Raw genomic sequence first — 17,016 nt, forward strand, 5'->3', positions numbered from 1 at the left:
GCGTCGGGGCCGAAAGACGGGAGGAGTCGGATGACCGGATGGCAGCACCACCGTCCACGCGCGCGGAGGCGCAGGACGATTCCGCTACTCCACCGCGATGGCGTCGATCTCGACGAGAGCCCCCTTGGGGATGTCATTGCCGCCGAACGCCACACGGGCCGGCTTGACCGACCCGAGGAACACCTCGGCGTAGCGCGCGTCGACCTCGTGGAAGTCCTCCACGTTCTTCATGTAGATCGTGGCACGGACGACCTTCTCGATGCCGCTTCCAGCGGCGTCGAGAATGCATTTGATGTTTCGCAGCGCCTGCGCGGCCTGCTCGCCCGCCGTCGGACCCGCAAGCTCGCCCGTTTTCGGATCGATTCCCAGCTGTCCGGAGACGAAGACGAACCCGTTCGCCTTGACGGCCTGGCTGTAGGCCCCGAGCGCCGCGGGGGCATAGGCCGTGGCGACCTCGTGCATCGAATCTCCCATTGCGATCCCCTTTCCTCGGGGCGCCACAGGGGATGACGCCCGCCCGGGCGCCTCGACGCCGCCCTGTTCGTGGGCTTGATGGGATTCGAACCCACGACCTTCTGTTCCGGAGACAGACGCTCTATCCACTGAGCTACAAACCCGAACGCACTGCACCACTGTACACGTCCGGCCGACAGCGTCCCGCGGCGGCGACGGACGACCGCGACGGACGACGGCGGAACACGCCGGATAACGGAATACACTGGCGTCATGGCACAGACGATGGGCGACTTCGAGTTCGAACGGCGGTTCTTCTGCACGCATATGCCCGCTGAGCTCGACGACGGCGACGCGCCGACGCTGATCGTCCAGAGCTATTACGTGCACGAGGACAACTATGCGCTGCGGGTGCGAACCCAGATGCATGACATCCGTGAACCCATGACGGACGCCACCGACGCGCTTGACGTTCTCAGGCGTCATCGGGACGAGGCGTCCGAGGCCTTCGTCACGGTCAAGGGGCCGGCCGTGGGCGGGACCCGCTACGAGGCGGAAAGGGAGATCGACGCGCATATCGGCGTGGACCTCATTCTCCGAGGGGGCTCGCCCATCGTCAAGAACAGGTATTCGGCATGGCTTGGCGAGGACGGATGGAGCATCGACGTCTTCGGCGGCGTCAACGCGCCGTTGGTCGTCGCCGAGGCGGAGCGGAGCGGGCCGGTGACCAATCTCGCGATTCCCGCGTTCTGCATCACGGAGATCACCGACCAGCCGCGGTTCTCCAATGACGGACTGGCCTCACGACCCTTCGGCCTGTGGAGCGATGACTTCATGGACGAGCTTCGAGAGAACGGCCCGCATTTCGAACAGGTGTTCGGACGCAACAGGCGCGCGCAGGCATAGGGCGCGCGGTCTCCCGTCCGCTCATCCATCCCGCGGACCCGATTCGGCCGCACGACGGGAGGCGACGCGGGCACGTCGTCCGACGGGCGCGACTCAGTACATGAGCGCGGCCAGACGCCGACGGGCGCGCCCCAGGCGAGGGTCCGCGGAATCGGGGATGGCGAAGTACTCGAGCAGGCGCGTGCGCACGGCGGACAGCGCCGGCCTGTGTCCGGCGAGGAAATCAAGCAGCCTCGCGAAGGCGTCGTCGATCTGGCCGCCGATCATGTCCACGTCGGCCACCGCGAGCTGGGCCTCCACGTCGTCGGGCCGGTCGGCCGCCGCGCGCCGCACGGCGCGCACATCCGCCTTTCCCGACCTGGCGAGGAGAAGGGCCTTGGCCCGCTCACGTGCGGCCAGAAGGTCGGAGGGATTCTCCTCGAGGACCCGCTCGTAGGCGACGGCCGCCCCCGACCAGTCCCCCGCCTCCGCCAGACGATGCGCCTCCTCATGCTCGGGAGGAACGGCGTCGGCCTGGGTGGTCTGAGAACCATCGGCGCCATCCTCGGGTTTCGTCCCGGCATAGGGGGCCGTTCCGGTCACTCCGGCGCGCTGGGCGACCTCGATAAGACGCGGAATGACCTGGTCGCGAATCTGGTCGAGTTCGTCGGCCGCGGGAAGACCCTGCAGGATGGGCATCGGACGTCCCCCGATAAGCGCGAAAAGCGCGGGCGCCCCCTGGACCTGGAAGGCCTGGGCGATCGTCGGATTCTCGGCGATGTCGATGCGCGAAAGCTGGATCCTCCCCTCCTGGGCGTTGACCGCATCCCCGAGCTCGCGGGCCATGGCGAACAGGCGGTCGTCGGTGGGAACCCAGAGAAGAAGAAGGATGGGGAAGGTCGCCGAGGTCTTCACCATCGCCTCGAAGCCGGACTGGGTGGTGTCGATGACGTAGGCGCCCGCCGCAGGAGCTCCGCCCTTGGCTCCGGGTTCCGCCTCGACCTTATGCTTCAGCGACTCCAGATCGACGGCGCCCGCCAGCGACACCCCCGGGGTGAACTGCTGTTTGTCAGCCATCATTCCTCTTTCCTTGCATCTTGACCACAGGCTCCACGCCCGTCGTCGGGCGCGGAGCCGATCCTCGTATCACGCTACCAGTCGGGCACTCCGCATGGCGGCCCCAGATCCAGGGAGGCGGCGGGACGCCGCGTCCCCTGGGACCCCACGAAGCCCCGGAAGAACCGCGATGCGCCCGGTTCGGCCACGGTCACCGGGCCTCGACCTTGACGGGCTGTCTTTCGGCGCCCACGGCGGTGATCTTCTCCCCCGTACCGGCGTGGGGGATGTACAGGGCGATGACGTTGACGTAGCTCACCGCCATGGTGCTGGTGGCGGTCCCGTTGCCGAACAGGACCTTCTCCGCATCGGAGGCGGGAAGGGACTGCCGTCCGCTGCCGGCCTTGCGGATCCAGGTCGAATCGATGCGCGCCACCACGAGGTCTCCTCCGTCGGTGGACCTCATGACGGCGATCTGGTCCGTGACCGGCGTGAAGCTCTGGCTCTGCGTGCCGTCGTTGCGTTCCATGCCCTCCTCCACGGTCGAGGACAACGTCGCAAGGTCCTGCCTGAAATAGTCGTCGGAGAACTGCGCCGCATAGGTGCTGGAGCTCCCTTTCTCGAGCACGTCCGCGTAGCGGGCGACGGCCTGGGCGGGAGTGGCCACCAGGCCTGAATCCGTGTCGGTCCCCTGGGTGGAGCCCAGTGAGGCGATCTCGAACTTGGGCAGCTCCGCCCCCTGAAACAGCCGGGCCACGGCCCACAGCCTGTAGTTGGAGCGGGCCGAGTCCTGTCGCATCACCAGAAGCCTTTTGGACTGCTGGTCGGCGGTCGTCGTCGTGATGGTGAATACGGATCGGGGCCATCCCGATTCCGTCGGTATCACGGTCTGGACGGCGCCGCTGGGGATGGTGGTCTTGGCGTCGAGGGATCCGGTCGACTTCGCGATGGTGATCTCGCTGGAGCGGATGGCGAGCGCGGGGCCGCTCATGTACCGGTCGAGCCCCTCGGTGCTTTTCGCCTTGTTGGCCTTCGTGATTCCCCCGAGTATGCGATGCCGGATGGACCTTTCCTGGGCGACGCTCAAATCGGGCGTCTCCGAGGAGGAGGACGAGGTTGCCAGCACCGGCGGCTGCCCGTTGCATCCGGCCAGTCCCACCGTCATGGCGCAGGCAAGCAAGGCGGCGGCCGCCGCGGCGATTCGCTGACGCGTTCTCATCATCGGCCGTCCCCTCCCTGCGATCGTCGGACCCCGTCGGTGCCGACGCCACCGTCATCCCCCGAACCATTCTCGCCCGCGAAGCGGGAGAAATAGTCGGCAAGCTCCTCAGGGGAGATCACCGACGTCTGTTCACCGTCACCGCCACCCACCGGAGTCTGTGCGCGGTGGGCACCACGGGATGGCGCGCCGAGCATGCTGCGGGAGGATGGATCGACGACGACGGGACGCCTGCGATGCGTCGCACGTCGCGACTCCTGTTCCTCGCTGGTGGCGGCGTGAAGGCGGGCGCCGCGTCGCGGACGCCGACGCCGTGAACCGCTCAGAGCGCGCAGCGACCCCAGCAGGGCCTCCACGATGGCGACCTCGTCATGCCGACGAGCCACGCGTCGGGCCGGATGCCGATGACGCCGCCTGGCAGGATGCATGGCGAACACCGAGGCGAACAGCACCGTCAGAGCCGCGCACAGCCCTGCCAGGAAGTACATGGGGGTGACGAAGTCGGGGAGGGTCCTGCGCGTCCAGTGAAGCGACACGGTCGCCGGGACGGACGACGATCCGAGATCGACCAGAGCCACCTGACCCGCAGCATCTGAGGAGGGCAGCGTGACGTCCCCCTTCGCGCATCTCACGGCGCTCCACATATCGGAGTCCTTGAAGGACACGCTCGAGGAGGCCGATGCGGAGCCGGAGCTGACGCTTGATTCGGCGGTCGTCAGAGTCGACCATCCGTCCATGCCCGTGATCCGCGTCACGGTCTCGCCGGCCACCCATCCGTTGACGTCCTTGGCCGTTCCCAATGCCACGCAGACCCTTGAGGACGCCGACGTCGACGTCACCTTCAGACGAACGGAGTCGTCGACCAGGGACAGCATGCCCGGATCGGTGATGACATATCGGGTCCCCAGGTCGTCGGCTGCCGCGGTCACCGAGGAGATCGGCCTCCACACGGTGGCGTTGAGCAGCCCAAGCGCGACGAAGGCCATCGCCAGAAGACCGAAGACGGGGGCGATCACGCCCCTCATGATCCGGGCGTGACGGGTCGGCGGCGCGGCGACCTTCCGTCGTGCGCCTGCGTGTCGTTCGTGAGTCATATCATCGCCATTCTACAGGTGGACGCCGGGGGACGGGCACGGCCTCGGCCTGAAGGACCCACATTCCGGCAACGAGAACGGACGCGGCGGCCAACCTTCGGGACCCCAAGGCTTCACGGACGCACTGCCGAGAGGTTCATCAGGTGCGAACGGTAGTGTTGGGGCCATGCATAGCACACCCCGGCGGTCACGCCGTCTGAGCACCCTCGTCTCTCTGGTCGGCGTCATCGCCTTGGGACTTTCCCTGGCGTCCTGCGGAGGGTCGTCCTCCTCGTCATCGTCCTCGGCGACGGTCTCGTCGTCGTCCTCGTCCTCGACGCTCGACCAGCTGGCCGGCGTCACCGCAACCGGAACCCTCGGCAAGAAGCCCACGATCGCCTTCCGAACGCCCATGACCGTGGAGAACAACACCTACGCGGTCCTCCAGAAGGGCAACGGCGACGTCATCTCCGACGGCGACCGGGTCTGCGCGCAGGCCATCGCGGTCAACGCCAAGGACGGCTCCGAGCTTATGGACACCTGGACGAAGAACACGCCCGACTGCTCGCTGGTCGTCGACTCCGGCTCCATCAGCAGCACGTACTACAAGGTCTTCAAGGGCCAGCGTCTCAACGCCACGATCGCCTTCGGCGTCAACGACGAGAACTCCGAGGGAACCTCCTACATCATGGCGATGACGCTGGTGTCCAAAAGCAGGGCCCTGACGCGAGCCACCGGAACCACGGTGACGGACATCCCCTCCAACCTTCCCAAGGTCACGCGCGCAAGCAGCGGCAAACCCTCCCTCTCTCTTAACGACTACACGGCCGGCAGCTCTCTGGTGGCGCAGACCCTCATCAAGGGAACGGGCGACAAGGTCGAGTCCTCCGACACGATCAGCGCGATGTACACGGGCTGGTATGTGACGAAGAAGGGCAAGCTCAAGCAGTTCGACTCCAACTGGAGCAGCGGGTCGGCCTCCGACTTCTCCCTGTCCAGCGTCGTCACCGGGTGGAAGAAGGGACTGACGGGACAGACGGTGGGCTCCCAGGTGCTGCTCGTCATCCCGCCCGACATGGGCTACGGTTCGGACGCCCAGACCGATTCCAACGGCAACGTCACGATCCCGGCGAATTCGACGCTCTACTTCGTGGTCGACATCCTCTACGCCTACTGACGAATCGATGCCCGCGGGAGAGCCGAAAGGCGCCGCGGAACATGAGGCAACGCCCGGGCCGAACGACCCGGGCGTTCGCGTATCCGCACGGCGAGGGGGGGCGGGATGACGGACGACTCCCGCGGCACGGGCTCCCGGCCAGGGTCCGGAGGGCGGCGTCAGAGGCCTCAGAACAGCCTCAGGTCGGCGTCCCCCTCGTCCTTCATGTCGTCATAGTCGAGAATCAGGCAGGACAGCCCGCGGCTTTCCGCCAGCACCTTCGCCTGGGGGGTGATCGTCTGGGCGGCGAGTATCCCTCTTACCGGCGCGAGAAGCGGATCGCGGTCCAGCAGTCTGCAGTAGCGCGTCAGCTGCTCGACGCCGTCCACCCCGCCATGGCGTTTGATCTCGACGGCCACATGAGTGCCTGCCTCATCGACGGCCATGATGTCGACGGGGCCGATGGGCGTGGGATATTCACGGCGAACAAGACGGGAGCCGGACCCTATGCGTTCGATCTGTGCGGCGAGCAGACGCTGCAGATGGTCCTCCACGCCGTCCTTGACCAGACCCGGATCCTCGCCAAGGTCGTAGTCGTCGTCGGCGTAGACGTGGAACAGGCGGATCTCGAGGATGTCCGGGCCCTTGTCGGAGGCGACCCGGAGGATTCTCACGCCCTCGCCGGACGCGGCCTCATCCGCAGCATCCTCGCGCCCTGATTCCGGGGAGTCCGTGGGAGAGGACTGCGCTGACGCGTCCGAGGGAGAGGAGACGGAATCCGAGAAGGAAAAAGACGATGAAGCGGAAGCAGAAACGGAAGCCGAGGGCGAAGGCGGATCCTCGATGACCTCGCGCATCGTGCAGGGGGCGGCCATCCAGTTGAGCGGCTTGTACGAGCCGATCTCGGAGAAGATGAGCACGCTGCCGTCGGCCTTGAGGAGGATGACGCGACGCGCCTGGGGCAGGGAGGCCTGGAGCCGTCCGGAGTATTCGGCACTGCAGTCGGCAACGATGATGCGCACCCCACCACTCTAGCAACGACGTCGATGGTGATCCGGAAGGCGTCCGTCATGCCGGTTGGCGCAGAACGCCGGAGCACGGAACCCACACGGGGAACGGCCGATGGCGGTCGACCAACGGCCTCCGGAGGCCCATGTGTCGCGGAGAACGCGCGGATATCGGATGAGAAGACAGAAACACGGGCGCGAATGCCCAGAGGCATCCGCGCCCGCATCGCAGTGGACGACGACCGGCCCGAATCAGCCCTCCGCCGCGGCTCCCGCACTGACCTGTCCGCGATCCACCGCGGCGGTCAGACGGTTGGAGTCGAAGGAGATGAACCCATCGCCCACGTCGAAGGAACGACGTGCGCCGTCGGGTTCGATCACCGAAACCGTCCCCTTGTGGATGAGCGTGAGCACCGGCTCGTGGTCCGGCAGGATGCCCATGCCGCCCTCCGCCGCGGGGATGGTGACGGACCGCGCCTGACCGGACCAGATCGGATGGTCGGCTGCGACGATGGTGACGCTCATGGTGGCGGTCATGTCAGGCTCCGTACTCCTTCTGCATGTCGTGCCACTTCTTTTCGAGGTCGTCGATGCCGCCGATGCCGGAGAACGCCTGCACCGGCACGTCGTCGTAGACGCCGTCGCAGATGCGGGTGAAGGCCTCGATGGTCTCGTCGGCCGGCACGTAGGAGCCGGGACGACCCGTGAACTTCTCGGCCACGTAGAAGTTCTGTCCGAGGAACTGCTCGATGCGGCGGGCGCGGTTGACGGTGGTCTTGTCCTCCTCACCCAGCTCGTCGATGCCGATCAGGGCGATGATGTCCTGCAGCTCCTTGTTCCTCTGGAGGATGGCCTTGACGCGGTTGGCGCAGTCATAGTGCGCCTGTCCGACGTAGCGGGGGTCGAGGATCCTCGACGTGGAGGCCAGCGGGTCCACGGCCGGGTAGATGCCCTTGGACGCGATGTCGCGGGACAGCTCGGTGGTGGCGTCCAGATGCGCGAAGGTCGTCGCCGGGGCCGGGTCCGTGTAGTCGTCGGCGGGCACGTAGATGGCCTGCAGCGAGGTGATGGAGTGGCCGCGGGTCGAGGTGATGCGCTCCTGGAGGGCGCCCATCTCGTCGGCGAGGTTCGGCTGGTAGCCGACGGCGGACGGCATGCGGCCGAGCAGCGTGGAGACCTCGGAGCCGGCCTGGGTGAACCGGAAGATGTTGTCGATGAACAGCAGCACGTCCTGGTTCTCGACGTCGCGGAAGTACTCCGCCATGGTCAGGGCCGTCAGCGGGACGCGCAGACGCGTCCCCGGGGGCTCGTCCATCTGTCCGAAGACCAGGGCGGTCTTCTCGAGGACGCCGGCCTCCTGCATCTCGCCGATGAGGTCGTTGCCCTCTCGCGTGCGTTCGCCGACGCCCGCGAACACGGAGACGCCGCCGTGGTTCTGCGCCACGCGCTGGATCATCTCCTGGATGAGCACGGTCTTGCCGACGCCGGCGCCGCCGAACAGGCCGATCTTGCCGCCCTCGACGTACGGGGTGAGCAGATCGATGACCTTGATGCCCGTCTCGAACATCTGGGTCTTGGACTCCAGCTCGTCGAAGGCCGGCGGATTGCGATGGATGGGCCAGCGCTCGGTGACCTTGACGACCTCCTCGGGCTTCCTGTTGAGGATGTTGCCCGAGACGTCGAAGACATGGCCCTTGGTCACGTCGCCGACAGGGACCTCGATGGGACCGCCGGTGTCCGTCACCTCGGCACCTCGCACGAGGCCGTCGGTGGGCTTGAGCGCCACCGCGCGCACGGTGGAGTCGCCGAGATGCTGTTCGACCTCCAGGGGGACCTCATGAAGGGTCTCACCCTCCGTGTTGCCCACGTTGGTGATCTTGACCTTCAGGGCGTTGTAGATGTCGGGCAGGTGGCCGACCGGGAACTCGACGTCGATGACCGATCCCTGGACGCGTGTGATGCGCCCGGCGGTCGGTTCCGCCGTCGTGTCCTCCGGAGCCGCTGTGGACTGGTTCTCAGCCATATGCGTTCCTACTCTTCCTCTTTGTTCAGCGCATCGGCGCTGCCGATGATTTCGGTGAGTTCCTGGGTGATCGAGGCCTGGCGGGAGGCGTTGAGCTTCCTGGTGAGGTCGTCGATGAGATTGCTGGCGTTGTCCGTGGCCGTATGCATGGCGTTCTGCCGGTTGGCGGTCTCCGACGCGGCCGAGCTGAGCAGGCACTCGTGGATGCGCGACTGGATGTACTTGGGGAGGACCGCGCCGAGGACCTCGTCGACGCTGGGCTCGAAGGAGTACAGGGGCGCGGCCTTCTCGGCCTCCTCCTCGGGGACCGGTCCGGAGTCCTGCTCCTCGGAACGGACGAGCTCCACGGGAAGCATCCTGAGCACCCGCACCTTCTGGACGACCATGTTCACGAACTCGGTGAACACGATGTACAGCTCGGAGACCCCGCCATGGGCGGCATCCTTCATGTACGCGTCGAGCAGCGCAGAGGAGATCGACTCGGCCACCTCGACGCCGGGATGGTCGGTGTCGCCCTCCCACGTCCCGGCCACGTCGCGATTGCGGTACCGGTAATACGTCACTCCGCGACGGCCGTAGACGTAGAGCTGGGGATGATGGCCCTGGCCTTCCAGCCGGGCCAGCAGCGACTCCGTCTCGCGGATGATGGAGGAGGTGTAGGCCCCCGCCATTCCGCGATCGGCCGTCAGGGCGAGCACGGCGACCCGGGGGTTGTCCTCCTCCTTGCGCACGATCGGGTGCGTGATGTGGGTGTGGGCCACGAGGGCCTGCACCGCGTCGAAGATCGCATCGGTGTACGGCTTCGCGTTGAGCGCCACGTCACGCGCCTTGGCGATATGCGAGGACGCGATCATCTCCTGGGCGTTGAAGATCTTCCGCAGCGAGGTCGTCGAGCCGATCCGCGACTTGAGGGCGAGTTGGGAACCCATGGCTCACTTCTCCCCGGCCACGATCTTCTCCTGCTCGACGGGGACGTCCTGCTTCACGGCGGGCTTCTTCTCGACCAGGGGCTTTCCGGCCTTCGTCACGTAGGTGGCCCGGAAGTCGTCGACGGCCTTGTCCAGCGCCGCCTCGGTGTCCTTGGTGAAGTCCTCCGTGTCACGAATCGTCGTGAGGATGTCCGTGTTGTGGGCGACGTAGTCCAGCAGGGCCTTCTCGAAGGGCAGAACGTCCGCCAGATCGAGGTCATCGAGCTTTCCGTGCGTTCCGGCCCATACCGAAACGACCTCCTGCTCCATCGAGTACGGGGAGAACTGGGGCTGCTTGAGCAGCTCCGTCAGCCTCGCGCCACGGGTGAGCTGGGCCTTCGACGCCGCATCCAGGTCGGAGGCGAACATCGCGAAGGACTCCAGGGACCGGTACTGGGCCAGCGAGATCTTCAGCGTGCCCGAGACCTTCTTCAGGGCCTTGGTCTGCGCGGCGCCACCGACGCGGGACACCGAGATGCCCACGTCCACGGCGGGACGCTGGTTGGCGTTGAAGAGGTCGGACTGCAGGAAGATCTGGCCGTCGGTGATGGAGATCACGTTGGTCGGAATGTAGGCGGACACGTCGTTCGCCTTCGTCTCGATGATCGGCAGCCCGGTCATCGAACCCCCGCCGAGGTCGTCCGACAGTCTGGCGCAGCGTTCCAGCAGGCGGGAATGCAGGTAGAACACGTCGCCGGGATAGGCCTCGCGCCCCGGCGGGCGACGCAGCAGCAGCGAGATCGATCGGTACGCCTCGGCCTGCTTGGACAGGTCGTCGAAGACGATGAGCACGTGCTTGCCGTGGTACATCCAGTGCTGGCCGATGGCCGAGCCGGTGTACGGGGCGATGTACTTGAATCCGGCGGAGTCGGAAGCGGGGCTGGCCACGATGGTGGTGTACTCCATGGCGCCGGCCTCCTCAAGGCTCTGGCGCACGGAGGCTATCGTGGAGCCCTTCTGCCCGACGGCCACATAGATGCAGCGCACCTGCTTCTTCGGGTCGCCGCTCTCCCAGTTGGTCTTCTGGTTGATGATGGTGTCGATCGCGATGGCGGTCTTGCCGGTCTGGCGGTCGCCGATGATGAGCTGTCGCTGGCCGCGGCCGATGGGGGTCATCGCGTCGATGGCCTTGAGCCCGGTGGACAGCGGCTCGTCGACGGGATGGCGGTGCATCACGTCCGGGGCCTGGGCCTCGAGGATACGCCTTCCCTCGCTGGTGATCTCGCCGAGGCCGTCGATGGGGTTGCCCAGCGGGTCGACCGTGCGGCCGAGGTATCCGTCGCCGACGGGCACGGACAGCACCTCGCCGGTGCGCCGCACCTCCTGGCCCTCCTCGATTCCCGCGAAGTCACCGAGGATGACCACGCCGATCTCGCGGGCGTCCAGGTTGAATGCCAGACCCAGCGTGCCGTTCTCGAACGTGAGAAGCTCGTTGGCCATGCAACCAGGCAGTCCCGTCACGTGCGCGATGCCGTCGCCGGCCGTGGCGACGTATCCGACCTCCTGGGTCGGCGTCTCGGACGGCTTGTACGACTCGACGAACTCGTCGAGCGCCTTGCGTATCGCGGCGGGATCAATGGTCAGTTCTGCCATGATCACTCCTTTGGTGGTTGTTGTACGACTGTACGTCTGTTATGCGTCATCGGCGTCTCTATGCGCTGATGGAAACCTGTCGTCGCAGGTGCTGGAGCTGGGCGACGACGGTGTTGTCCGTCACCTCGTGACCGACCTGGATGCGCATGCCGCCCAGGACCGTGGGATCGACGACGGGGTTGATGTGGACCGCATGGCCGAGCCGTGCCGCGTAGGCGCGGGACAGCGCGTCGATCTGCGCGGGCGTCAGCGGCGTGGCGGTGGTCACGGTGACGAGCGATTCGCCCATATGGCGCGAGAACTTGGTAATCAGCCATTGGATGGTCGCCAGGTAGCGACGATGGCGCAGATTGCAGGTGGCGTGCTCGGCGAGCCGCACCGTGATGGTGCAGAAGCCGCTGTCGTCGAGGACGCTGTGCAGCAGCCTCAGACGCGCCTCGGCGGGAACGGTGTCGTCGTAGAGACGGGACCGCACGACGGAGAGGTTGAGCAGCGCGGAATGCAGCTCCGCCAGCTCGACGGACACCTGCAGGGTCTGCCCGGTGGCGTCGGCGTAGTACATCATCGCGTCGATGCCGAAGTCCTCGACCGCGTTGGCGATGTCCGCCGCACGGCTCCACCGGCGGGAGACGAGGTCCGACAGGATGGTCAGAGTCGTCGGATGGGCCTGGTCGCCGATCAGCGCGCGCACCACGGCCACCTTGTCGGCGGCAGGACGCGACACGTCGGTCAGGGCCCGCTCGAGGCGCACGTTGTGGTCCAGCGCGTTGGTGAAGGAGAACAGCTCGTTGCCGATGCGCCACGCGCCGTCACCGGCCGACTTGAGCTGCGGCGCCAGGGTGTCCCTGGACGTCCTGTCGGCGATGCGTGAGGCCTCACCTCTCATCGTCCACCTTCCTTTCCCGTGTGGTCTGCGGATGGGATCTTCGGACCGACGCTCCCGGCCGCCATGTCACGACGACTTGCCGTCCCCCGAAGGAGCGAGCTCGTCGATCATCTGGTCGATCATCGAGGTCTGGACCTCGTCGTCGGCGAGCTTGGAGCCGAGGATCTTGCCCGCCAGAGCGGTGGCCAGGGTCCCCACCTCCCCGCGCAGGCTCACGAGGGCCTGCTGCTGCTGGGAGGCGATGGACCTCTGGGCGTTGGCGGTGACCTGTGCGGCGTCGGTCTCGGCGCGGGACCGGGCGTCGGCGATGATATGCGAGGCCTCGGCACGGGCGTCGTCGCGAATCTTCGCGGCGTCCACGCGCGCCTGGCTGAGCTGCTCCTCGTAGTGGCGCTTGGCCTCGTCGGCGGCCTTCTGGGCCTTCTCGGCGTTGGCCATGCCACCTTCGATCTTCGCCGCACGCTCATCGAACACCGACTGGAACTTCGGCAGGAAGAACCTGTAGAAGAACAGGGCGATGATCACCAGGATGATCAGCGACCAGACGACGTCATAGGTCTCCGGAAGGAACAGGCGGATTCCACTTGCCGCTATCGTGTCCATCGGTCCTCCTTTCATCATGATTCACGATCCATGGATCTGCAGGGCCCCGCAGAGGCGGGGCCGCGGGCTCAGCTGAAGATGAAGTAGCTGATGAAGCCGAGCAGGGCCAGGATCTCGATCAGGCCGAAGCCCAGCCACATCAGAACCTGGATGCGCCCGGAAAGCTCGGGCTGCCTGGCCGTGGCCTCGATGGCCTTGCCGAACACGATGCCGATGCCGATGCCGGGGCCGATGGCCGCGAGGCCGTAGCCGATGGTGCTGATGTTCCCCGCCACTGCGGCAAGCGTGATGATGTCCATCTTGTTTCCTTTCCTATTGCTGGTCCGTGTGAACCGTTTTCCGGTGATGCGTCCGTCAGTCCTCGGGGTAGCTGAGGTTGATGTACACCGTGCTCAGCGTGGCGAAGATGAACGCCTGTATCGCGGCCACGAAGGCCTCGAAAAGCGTCATGACGAATCCGCCCACGAAGGTGACGACGCCGAATCCCACCAGCGCCTTGTTCTCGACGTCGATGAGGAAGAACTGCGTGGCGGCGAAGCACAGCGCCACGAGGATGTGCCCGGAGATCATGTTGGCGAAAAGCCGGATGGTCAGCGAGAACGGTCGGATGACGACGATGTCGAGAAGCTGCATCGGCGCCAGGATGAAATAGATGGGCCACGGCACGCCCGCCGGGAACATCTCCTCACGCAGATAGGTGAGGAACCCCTTGCCGCGGAACGTGGCCGCCCAGTACTGGACGAAGGTCCACAGCGCGAGCAGAAGGGGGACGGTGATGGTCGCGGTGGCCGCGATGTTCATGCCCGGGATGATGCCGCACAGGTTGAACACGAGAATCGTCAGGAACATCGTCGTGATCATCGGCACGTAGCGCCGACCGCGCAGCTCCCCCATCACCTGGTAGACGATGTTGTCGCGGACGAACTCCAGCAGCCATTCGACCGCCCCCTGCCAACGGCCGGGAACGACCTTGGCATGGCGCGCGGTGATGCCGAGGACGAGCAGCATGATGATGGAGGCGACGATGCGCACGAGGATGATGCGGTTGATGGCGAAGGGGGTGCCCTGGAAGAGGATCTCGGGGGGAAGGAACTCGTCGATGCTCGGCACCTGCAGCGACGCGCCCGCAAGGGCAACGCCAGTTCCATAGGCCATCATTCGCGCCTCCCGCGTCCGTTCAGCTGTCAGTCTAACCCGGCGTTCGCGTCGTTTGTGACGCCCAGATTACCTGCGGCCCCATGTCCTTCGGATGCCGGTTGCGGCGCGGGGCCGAACTGACATTCGACCTCGAATGGCTACGGTGATTGTACGTCCCTCAGGGACATCGTCAATCCGCACGTCCGAGGAACGACCCTGCCGATGTCACGGATGCGCTCTCGCAGGCCGCGGGACGGGGATGGCGACGAGGGCCTGGGCCCGGGCGTTTCCCGGGACCCGGAGCCGCGATGGCTCTGTGACCAGGCCGGAAGGGCGGATGAGGAGGGTCAGGACAGGGGAATCGGACCTCGTGGACGCCGTCGGATGAATCGGGTTCGGAAGACCGGCGCAGGCGGATTCCGTCGGGCGTCCCGATCAGCAGGAGCCCATCAGGAGCGCGTCTGACTGGCCGAACCCCTGTCAGGGACGGGCGCCCGTGAGGCGGAACGACCCGCAGCTCCCTGGATCACGCCGTATCCATCCCCCGTGAAGGGCAGGAACCCGTCGGTGCGAGGCTCGCCAGGCGCATGCCGTATCGAACGATCCGTACCCAGACGTCTTTCCGCCCGCAGACGCGGGACCTCGGACAGGTCGTAGGGCGTGGTCTGATAGACCCAGTTGAGCCAGTTGCGCCACAGCAGGTTCGCATGCGCCCGCCACGAGAACAGCGGCTCCAGATGCGGGTCGTCGTGCGGGAAGTAGTTGGCGGGGAAGGGCACGTTCGTCAGTCCGCGGTCCATGTCCCGCTTGTACTCGTCGAACAGCGTGTACTTGCCGTATTCCCAGTGGCCCAGGGCGAAGACCTCGGAGAAGTCACGCGTGGCGATGAGGCCGGGGCCCGACTGCGGTCCCCAGGTCAGGACCTGGAGATCGGGATTGGCGGCCACGTCCCCCTCGTCGACGCCGGCGAGGCGCGAATGGGGCTGCAGGGATATCTCATCGAAGCCGTTCGTCAGGAAGCAGTACTCGTCCTGGAGGTACTGGGGGAACACGCCGAAGATCTTCTCGGGCAGCAGATGCTTGCGCACTCCGTAGCGGTAGTGGAGGGCGCCCATCGCCCCCCAGCACAGGTACAGGGTGGAGAACACGTGGGAGCCGGCCCAGTCGAGAATGGTCTTGAACTCCTCCCAGTAGTCGACCTGAGCGAAATCGAGATGCTCGACGGGGGCGCCGGTGACGACGAAGCCGTCATAGTAGTTGTCCTCGAAGGCGTCGAGGTTCTCGTAGAACTTCACCAGATGGTCGGCGCTCACATGCGTGGACTCATGGGTGGAGGTCTTCATGAAGTCGACCTCGACCTGCAGCGGGGACTTGGAGATCAGGCGCAGCAGCTGCGTCTCCGTCTCGATCTTCTTGGGCATGAGATTGAGGATGACCAATCGCAACGGCCGCACGCGCTGGCGCTCGGCCTCCGGCTTCTCCAGAGCGAAGATCCGCTCCGAATCGAGGATGGCCCGTGCAGGCAGGCCGCTGGGAATCTTGATTGGCATGTGTCCATTATGTCCGTCTGACGCGGTTATGCCAACGGATGGAGAGGGAATAGGCGCGAATCGCCGGGAAGGGTGGAACACGGCCTGGAGTGCGACGGCGGAAGCCGGACTTCCATCCCCTGCCTGCGCCCGCAGGTCGCAGGAATCCTCCGACGCGGGGAGGGAACATCCTCAAGCCGTCTCCCGCCTTGCGACTGCGGCCAGAGGTCGACGGTCTGTCATCGACGGCCCACCTCCAGCGAACCCCGATTTGACTTTCCCGATTTTGCCCCTATCGTAGAGAGAGCTGCCGCAAGGGCAGCCGACGCGGGGTGGAGCAGCTCGGTAGCTCGCTGGGCTCATAACCCAGAGGTCTCAGGTTCAAATCCTGACCCCGCTACGAGAATGGCGCGATATCAATGATATCGCGCCATTGCTTTTTCTCATGGGTCCGCAGATACGCACAAAGGCATGCAGATGGTCGACGCTCGTTCGACGAGCTGTCCGGGTGATTCTACGACGATGACGAATGCATACCAATGGGATTCCCAGTGAGTGCCAACGAGACGCGCAGACACGCCCCCTACCATGAAACGCATGGATGGGATCCCAAGGTTCCCGTCCGGCATGGCGAGAGCCGCCGTCGGGTTTTCTTCCCCTTTCTCTCTCCCCCGACGGCAGGCACTCCCCCTCTGACGTTCATCTTCGCTCGTCATCGTCTGTCCGCGATCAAGCGTTCATCGTCCACACGAATGTCGTCCGAACGTTCACGAATCCCCCAGCAGGCGGGGCGTACGGTGAGCACATGCCCTTCATCACCAGCCACCGCGCCGCCACGGTCTACCGGACCATCCTTGCCGTCGTAGGCTGGACGTCCATCGCCGCCACCTGCGGCCTCCTCGACGCCCGACCCTCCTGGCAGGCCCTCGAGATGTTCACCACCCAGAGCAACATCCTGTGCGCCGCGTACTTCACCCTCGCCGCCGCGCGCATGTGGTCCGGCCGCGACCGAACCGACCGCCCCTTCGCGCCCCCATGGAAGGGCGTGTCGGTCATGGCCGTCACGGTCACTTTTCTAGTCGCCGCCATCGTGCTGCGCATGCCCATCCGCTTCGACACGGCCGCCGACGCCTCCCTGCTCGGCCTGCACGTCATCATCCCCCTCATGGCCATCGCCGACCCCATCCTCTTCGACGCTCCCGGCGGCCTGCATCTACGCGACCCCTGGATATGGCTGAGCGCTCCCCTTGCGTACCTGCTCGAATTCGTCATCGTCCTCGCCTCGGGCGGCAGCCTCGGGGCCGGAGGCGCGGCGACCGGGCCCGGCGGCCACGCCTCACGCGCCCCCTATCCCTTCCTCGACATCGACTCCCTCGGCATCCCCCGCGTCGCCCTCAACGTGGCGCTTCTCGCCGCCGCCATCCTTCT

Annotated in this window: 16 protein-coding genes, 2 tRNA genes and 1 pseudogene; 4 read left to right on the plus strand and 15 right to left on the minus strand. The window is 66.1% G+C overall.

Annotated features, from left to right (window positions below; genetic code table 11):
* Positions 1 to 84: 84 nt before the first annotated feature.
* Positions 85 to 474, minus strand: coding sequence for a Rid family detoxifying hydrolase (locus RWX87_RS01570; protein WP_314686172.1), 390 nt, complete (start codon positions 472 to 474; stop codon positions 85 to 87).
* A 70-nt stretch (positions 475 to 544) separates the two neighbouring features.
* Positions 545 to 617, minus strand: a tRNA-Arg gene (locus RWX87_RS01575).
* A 109-nt stretch (positions 618 to 726) separates the two neighbouring features.
* On the opposite strand from RWX87_RS01575, the gene RWX87_RS01580 reads away from it, so the two are divergent.
* Entirely contained in the window at positions 727 to 1,359 is a 633-nt protein-coding gene (locus RWX87_RS01580; RefSeq protein ID WP_314686174.1) for a CYTH domain-containing protein, read from the plus strand.
* A gap of 93 nt (positions 1,360 to 1,452) precedes the next feature.
* Here RWX87_RS01580 and RWX87_RS01585 read toward each other — a convergent pair whose 3' ends face one another.
* The 3 genes from RWX87_RS01585 to RWX87_RS01595 form a co-directional block, all read right to left on the minus strand.
* Entirely contained in the window at positions 1,453 to 2,415 is a 963-nt protein-coding gene (locus tag RWX87_RS01585) for a tetratricopeptide repeat protein (protein ID WP_314686206.1), read from the minus strand.
* 190 nt (positions 2,416 to 2,605) lie between these two features.
* Positions 2,606 to 3,613, minus strand: coding sequence for a hypothetical protein (locus RWX87_RS01590; RefSeq protein ID WP_314686208.1), 1,008 nt, complete (start codon positions 3,611 to 3,613; stop codon positions 2,606 to 2,608).
* Entirely contained in the window at positions 3,613 to 4,707 is a 1,095-nt protein-coding gene (locus RWX87_RS01595; RefSeq protein WP_314686176.1) for a hypothetical protein, read from the minus strand. Before RWX87_RS01595 ends, RWX87_RS01590 begins: the two co-directional genes overlap by 1 nt.
* A 166-nt stretch (positions 4,708 to 4,873) precedes the next feature.
* Here RWX87_RS01595 and RWX87_RS01600 point away from each other — a divergent pair, with 166 nt between their 5' ends.
* Positions 4,874 to 5,863 (plus strand): FKBP-type peptidyl-prolyl cis-trans isomerase, encoded by a 990-nt coding sequence (locus RWX87_RS01600; protein WP_314686179.1) that lies wholly within the window; start codon positions 4,874 to 4,876, stop codon positions 5,861 to 5,863.
* Positions 5,864 to 6,030: 167 nt separating this feature from the next.
* Here RWX87_RS01600 and nucS read toward each other — a convergent pair whose 3' ends face one another.
* From nucS to metA, 10 genes are all read right to left on the minus strand, one after another.
* Positions 6,031 to 6,864 carry an endonuclease NucS gene (nucS, locus tag RWX87_RS01605; protein ID WP_314686181.1) on the minus strand — a complete coding sequence of 278 codons (834 nt, stop codon included), beginning with the start codon at positions 6,862 to 6,864 and terminating at the stop codon, positions 6,031 to 6,033.
* 237 nt (positions 6,865 to 7,101) lie between these two features.
* A complete protein-coding gene (locus RWX87_RS01610) occupies positions 7,102 to 7,386 on the minus strand; it encodes a F0F1 ATP synthase subunit epsilon (protein WP_314686183.1) in 285 nt (94 codons plus the stop codon).
* Between the two features lies 1 nt (position 7,387).
* Positions 7,388 to 8,872, minus strand: coding sequence for a F0F1 ATP synthase subunit beta (atpD, locus tag RWX87_RS01615; RefSeq protein WP_314686185.1), 1,485 nt, complete (start codon positions 8,870 to 8,872; stop codon positions 7,388 to 7,390).
* Positions 8,873 to 8,880: 8 nt separating this feature from the next.
* Positions 8,881 to 9,801 (minus strand): F0F1 ATP synthase subunit gamma, encoded by a 921-nt coding sequence (locus tag RWX87_RS01620; RefSeq protein ID WP_314686188.1) that lies wholly within the window; start codon positions 9,799 to 9,801, stop codon positions 8,881 to 8,883.
* Between the two features lie 3 nt (positions 9,802 to 9,804).
* Positions 9,805 to 11,433 carry a F0F1 ATP synthase subunit alpha gene (gene atpA, locus RWX87_RS01625; protein ID WP_314686191.1) on the minus strand — a complete coding sequence of 543 codons (1,629 nt, stop codon included), beginning with the start codon at positions 11,431 to 11,433 and terminating at the stop codon, positions 9,805 to 9,807.
* A 58-nt stretch (positions 11,434 to 11,491) separates the two neighbouring features.
* Positions 11,492 to 12,319, minus strand: a complete 828-nt coding sequence (locus RWX87_RS01630; protein WP_314686193.1) for a F0F1 ATP synthase subunit delta — start codon at positions 12,317 to 12,319, stop codon at positions 11,492 to 11,494.
* Positions 12,320 to 12,385: 66 nt separating this feature from the next.
* Positions 12,386 to 12,922 (minus strand): F0F1 ATP synthase subunit B, encoded by a 537-nt coding sequence (locus RWX87_RS01635; RefSeq protein WP_314686194.1) that lies wholly within the window; start codon positions 12,920 to 12,922, stop codon positions 12,386 to 12,388.
* 68 nt (positions 12,923 to 12,990) lie between these two features.
* Positions 12,991 to 13,221 carry an ATP synthase F0 subunit C gene (gene atpE / locus RWX87_RS01640; protein WP_314686196.1) on the minus strand — a complete coding sequence of 77 codons (231 nt, stop codon included), beginning with the start codon at positions 13,219 to 13,221 and terminating at the stop codon, positions 12,991 to 12,993.
* Positions 13,222 to 13,276: 55 nt separating this feature from the next.
* Positions 13,277 to 14,077 (minus strand): F0F1 ATP synthase subunit A, encoded by an 801-nt coding sequence (gene atpB / locus RWX87_RS01645; RefSeq protein ID WP_314686198.1) that lies wholly within the window; start codon positions 14,075 to 14,077, stop codon positions 13,277 to 13,279.
* Positions 14,078 to 14,508: 431 nt separating this feature from the next.
* A complete protein-coding gene (gene metA / locus RWX87_RS01650; protein WP_314686200.1) occupies positions 14,509 to 15,609 on the minus strand; it encodes a homoserine O-succinyltransferase in 1,101 nt (366 codons plus the stop codon).
* A gap of 305 nt (positions 15,610 to 15,914) precedes the next feature.
* On the opposite strand from metA, the gene RWX87_RS01655 reads away from it, so the two are divergent.
* Together RWX87_RS01655 and RWX87_RS01660 are read left to right on the plus strand one after the other, a co-directional pair.
* Positions 15,915 to 15,988 (plus strand) — tRNA-Met (locus RWX87_RS01655).
* A 405-nt stretch (positions 15,989 to 16,393) separates the two neighbouring features.
* Positions 16,394 to 17,016 (plus strand): annotated as a pseudogene (locus tag RWX87_RS01660) (hypothetical protein); the annotation flags it as partial.

Source organism: uncultured Bifidobacterium sp., assembly GCF_963540075.1.
Lineage (GTDB): Bacteria > Actinomycetota > Actinomycetes > Actinomycetales > Bifidobacteriaceae > Bifidobacterium.

Coding starts and splice junctions, on each gene's coding strand:
- RWX87_RS01585 (WP_314686206.1), bottom strand. CDS start 2,415: ATGGCTGACAAACAGCAGTTCACCCCGGGGGTGTCGCTGGCGGGCGCC.
- atpE (WP_314686196.1), bottom strand. CDS start 13,221: ATGGACATCATCACGCTTGCCGCAGTGGCGGGGAACATCAGCACCATC.
- RWX87_RS01630 (WP_314686193.1), bottom strand. CDS start 12,319: ATGAGAGGTGAGGCCTCACGCATCGCCGACAGGACGTCCAGGGACACC.
- RWX87_RS01580 (WP_314686174.1), top strand. CDS start 727: ATGGCACAGACGATGGGCGACTTCGAGTTCGAACGGCGGTTCTTCTGC.
- RWX87_RS01610 (WP_314686183.1), bottom strand. CDS start 7,386: ATGACCGCCACCATGAGCGTCACCATCGTCGCAGCCGACCATCCGATC.
- metA (WP_314686200.1), bottom strand. CDS start 15,609: ATGCCAATCAAGATTCCCAGCGGCCTGCCTGCACGGGCCATCCTCGAT.
- RWX87_RS01590 (WP_314686208.1), bottom strand. CDS start 3,613: ATGAGAACGCGTCAGCGAATCGCCGCGGCGGCCGCCGCCTTGCTTGCC.
- atpB (WP_314686198.1), bottom strand. CDS start 14,077: ATGGCCTATGGAACTGGCGTTGCCCTTGCGGGCGCGTCGCTGCAGGTG.
- atpA (WP_314686191.1), bottom strand. CDS start 11,433: ATGGCAGAACTGACCATTGATCCCGCCGCGATACGCAAGGCGCTCGAC.
- RWX87_RS01620 (WP_314686188.1), bottom strand. CDS start 9,801: ATGGGTTCCCAACTCGCCCTCAAGTCGCGGATCGGCTCGACGACCTCG.
- RWX87_RS01600 (WP_314686179.1), top strand. CDS start 4,874: ATGCATAGCACACCCCGGCGGTCACGCCGTCTGAGCACCCTCGTCTCT.
- RWX87_RS01635 (WP_314686194.1), bottom strand. CDS start 12,922: ATGGACACGATAGCGGCAAGTGGAATCCGCCTGTTCCTTCCGGAGACC.
- atpD (WP_314686185.1), bottom strand. CDS start 8,872: ATGGCTGAGAACCAGTCCACAGCGGCTCCGGAGGACACGACGGCGGAA.
- RWX87_RS01595 (WP_314686176.1), bottom strand. CDS start 4,707: ATGACTCACGAACGACACGCAGGCGCACGACGGAAGGTCGCCGCGCCG.
- RWX87_RS01570 (WP_314686172.1), bottom strand. CDS start 474: ATGGGAGATTCGATGCACGAGGTCGCCACGGCCTATGCCCCCGCGGCG.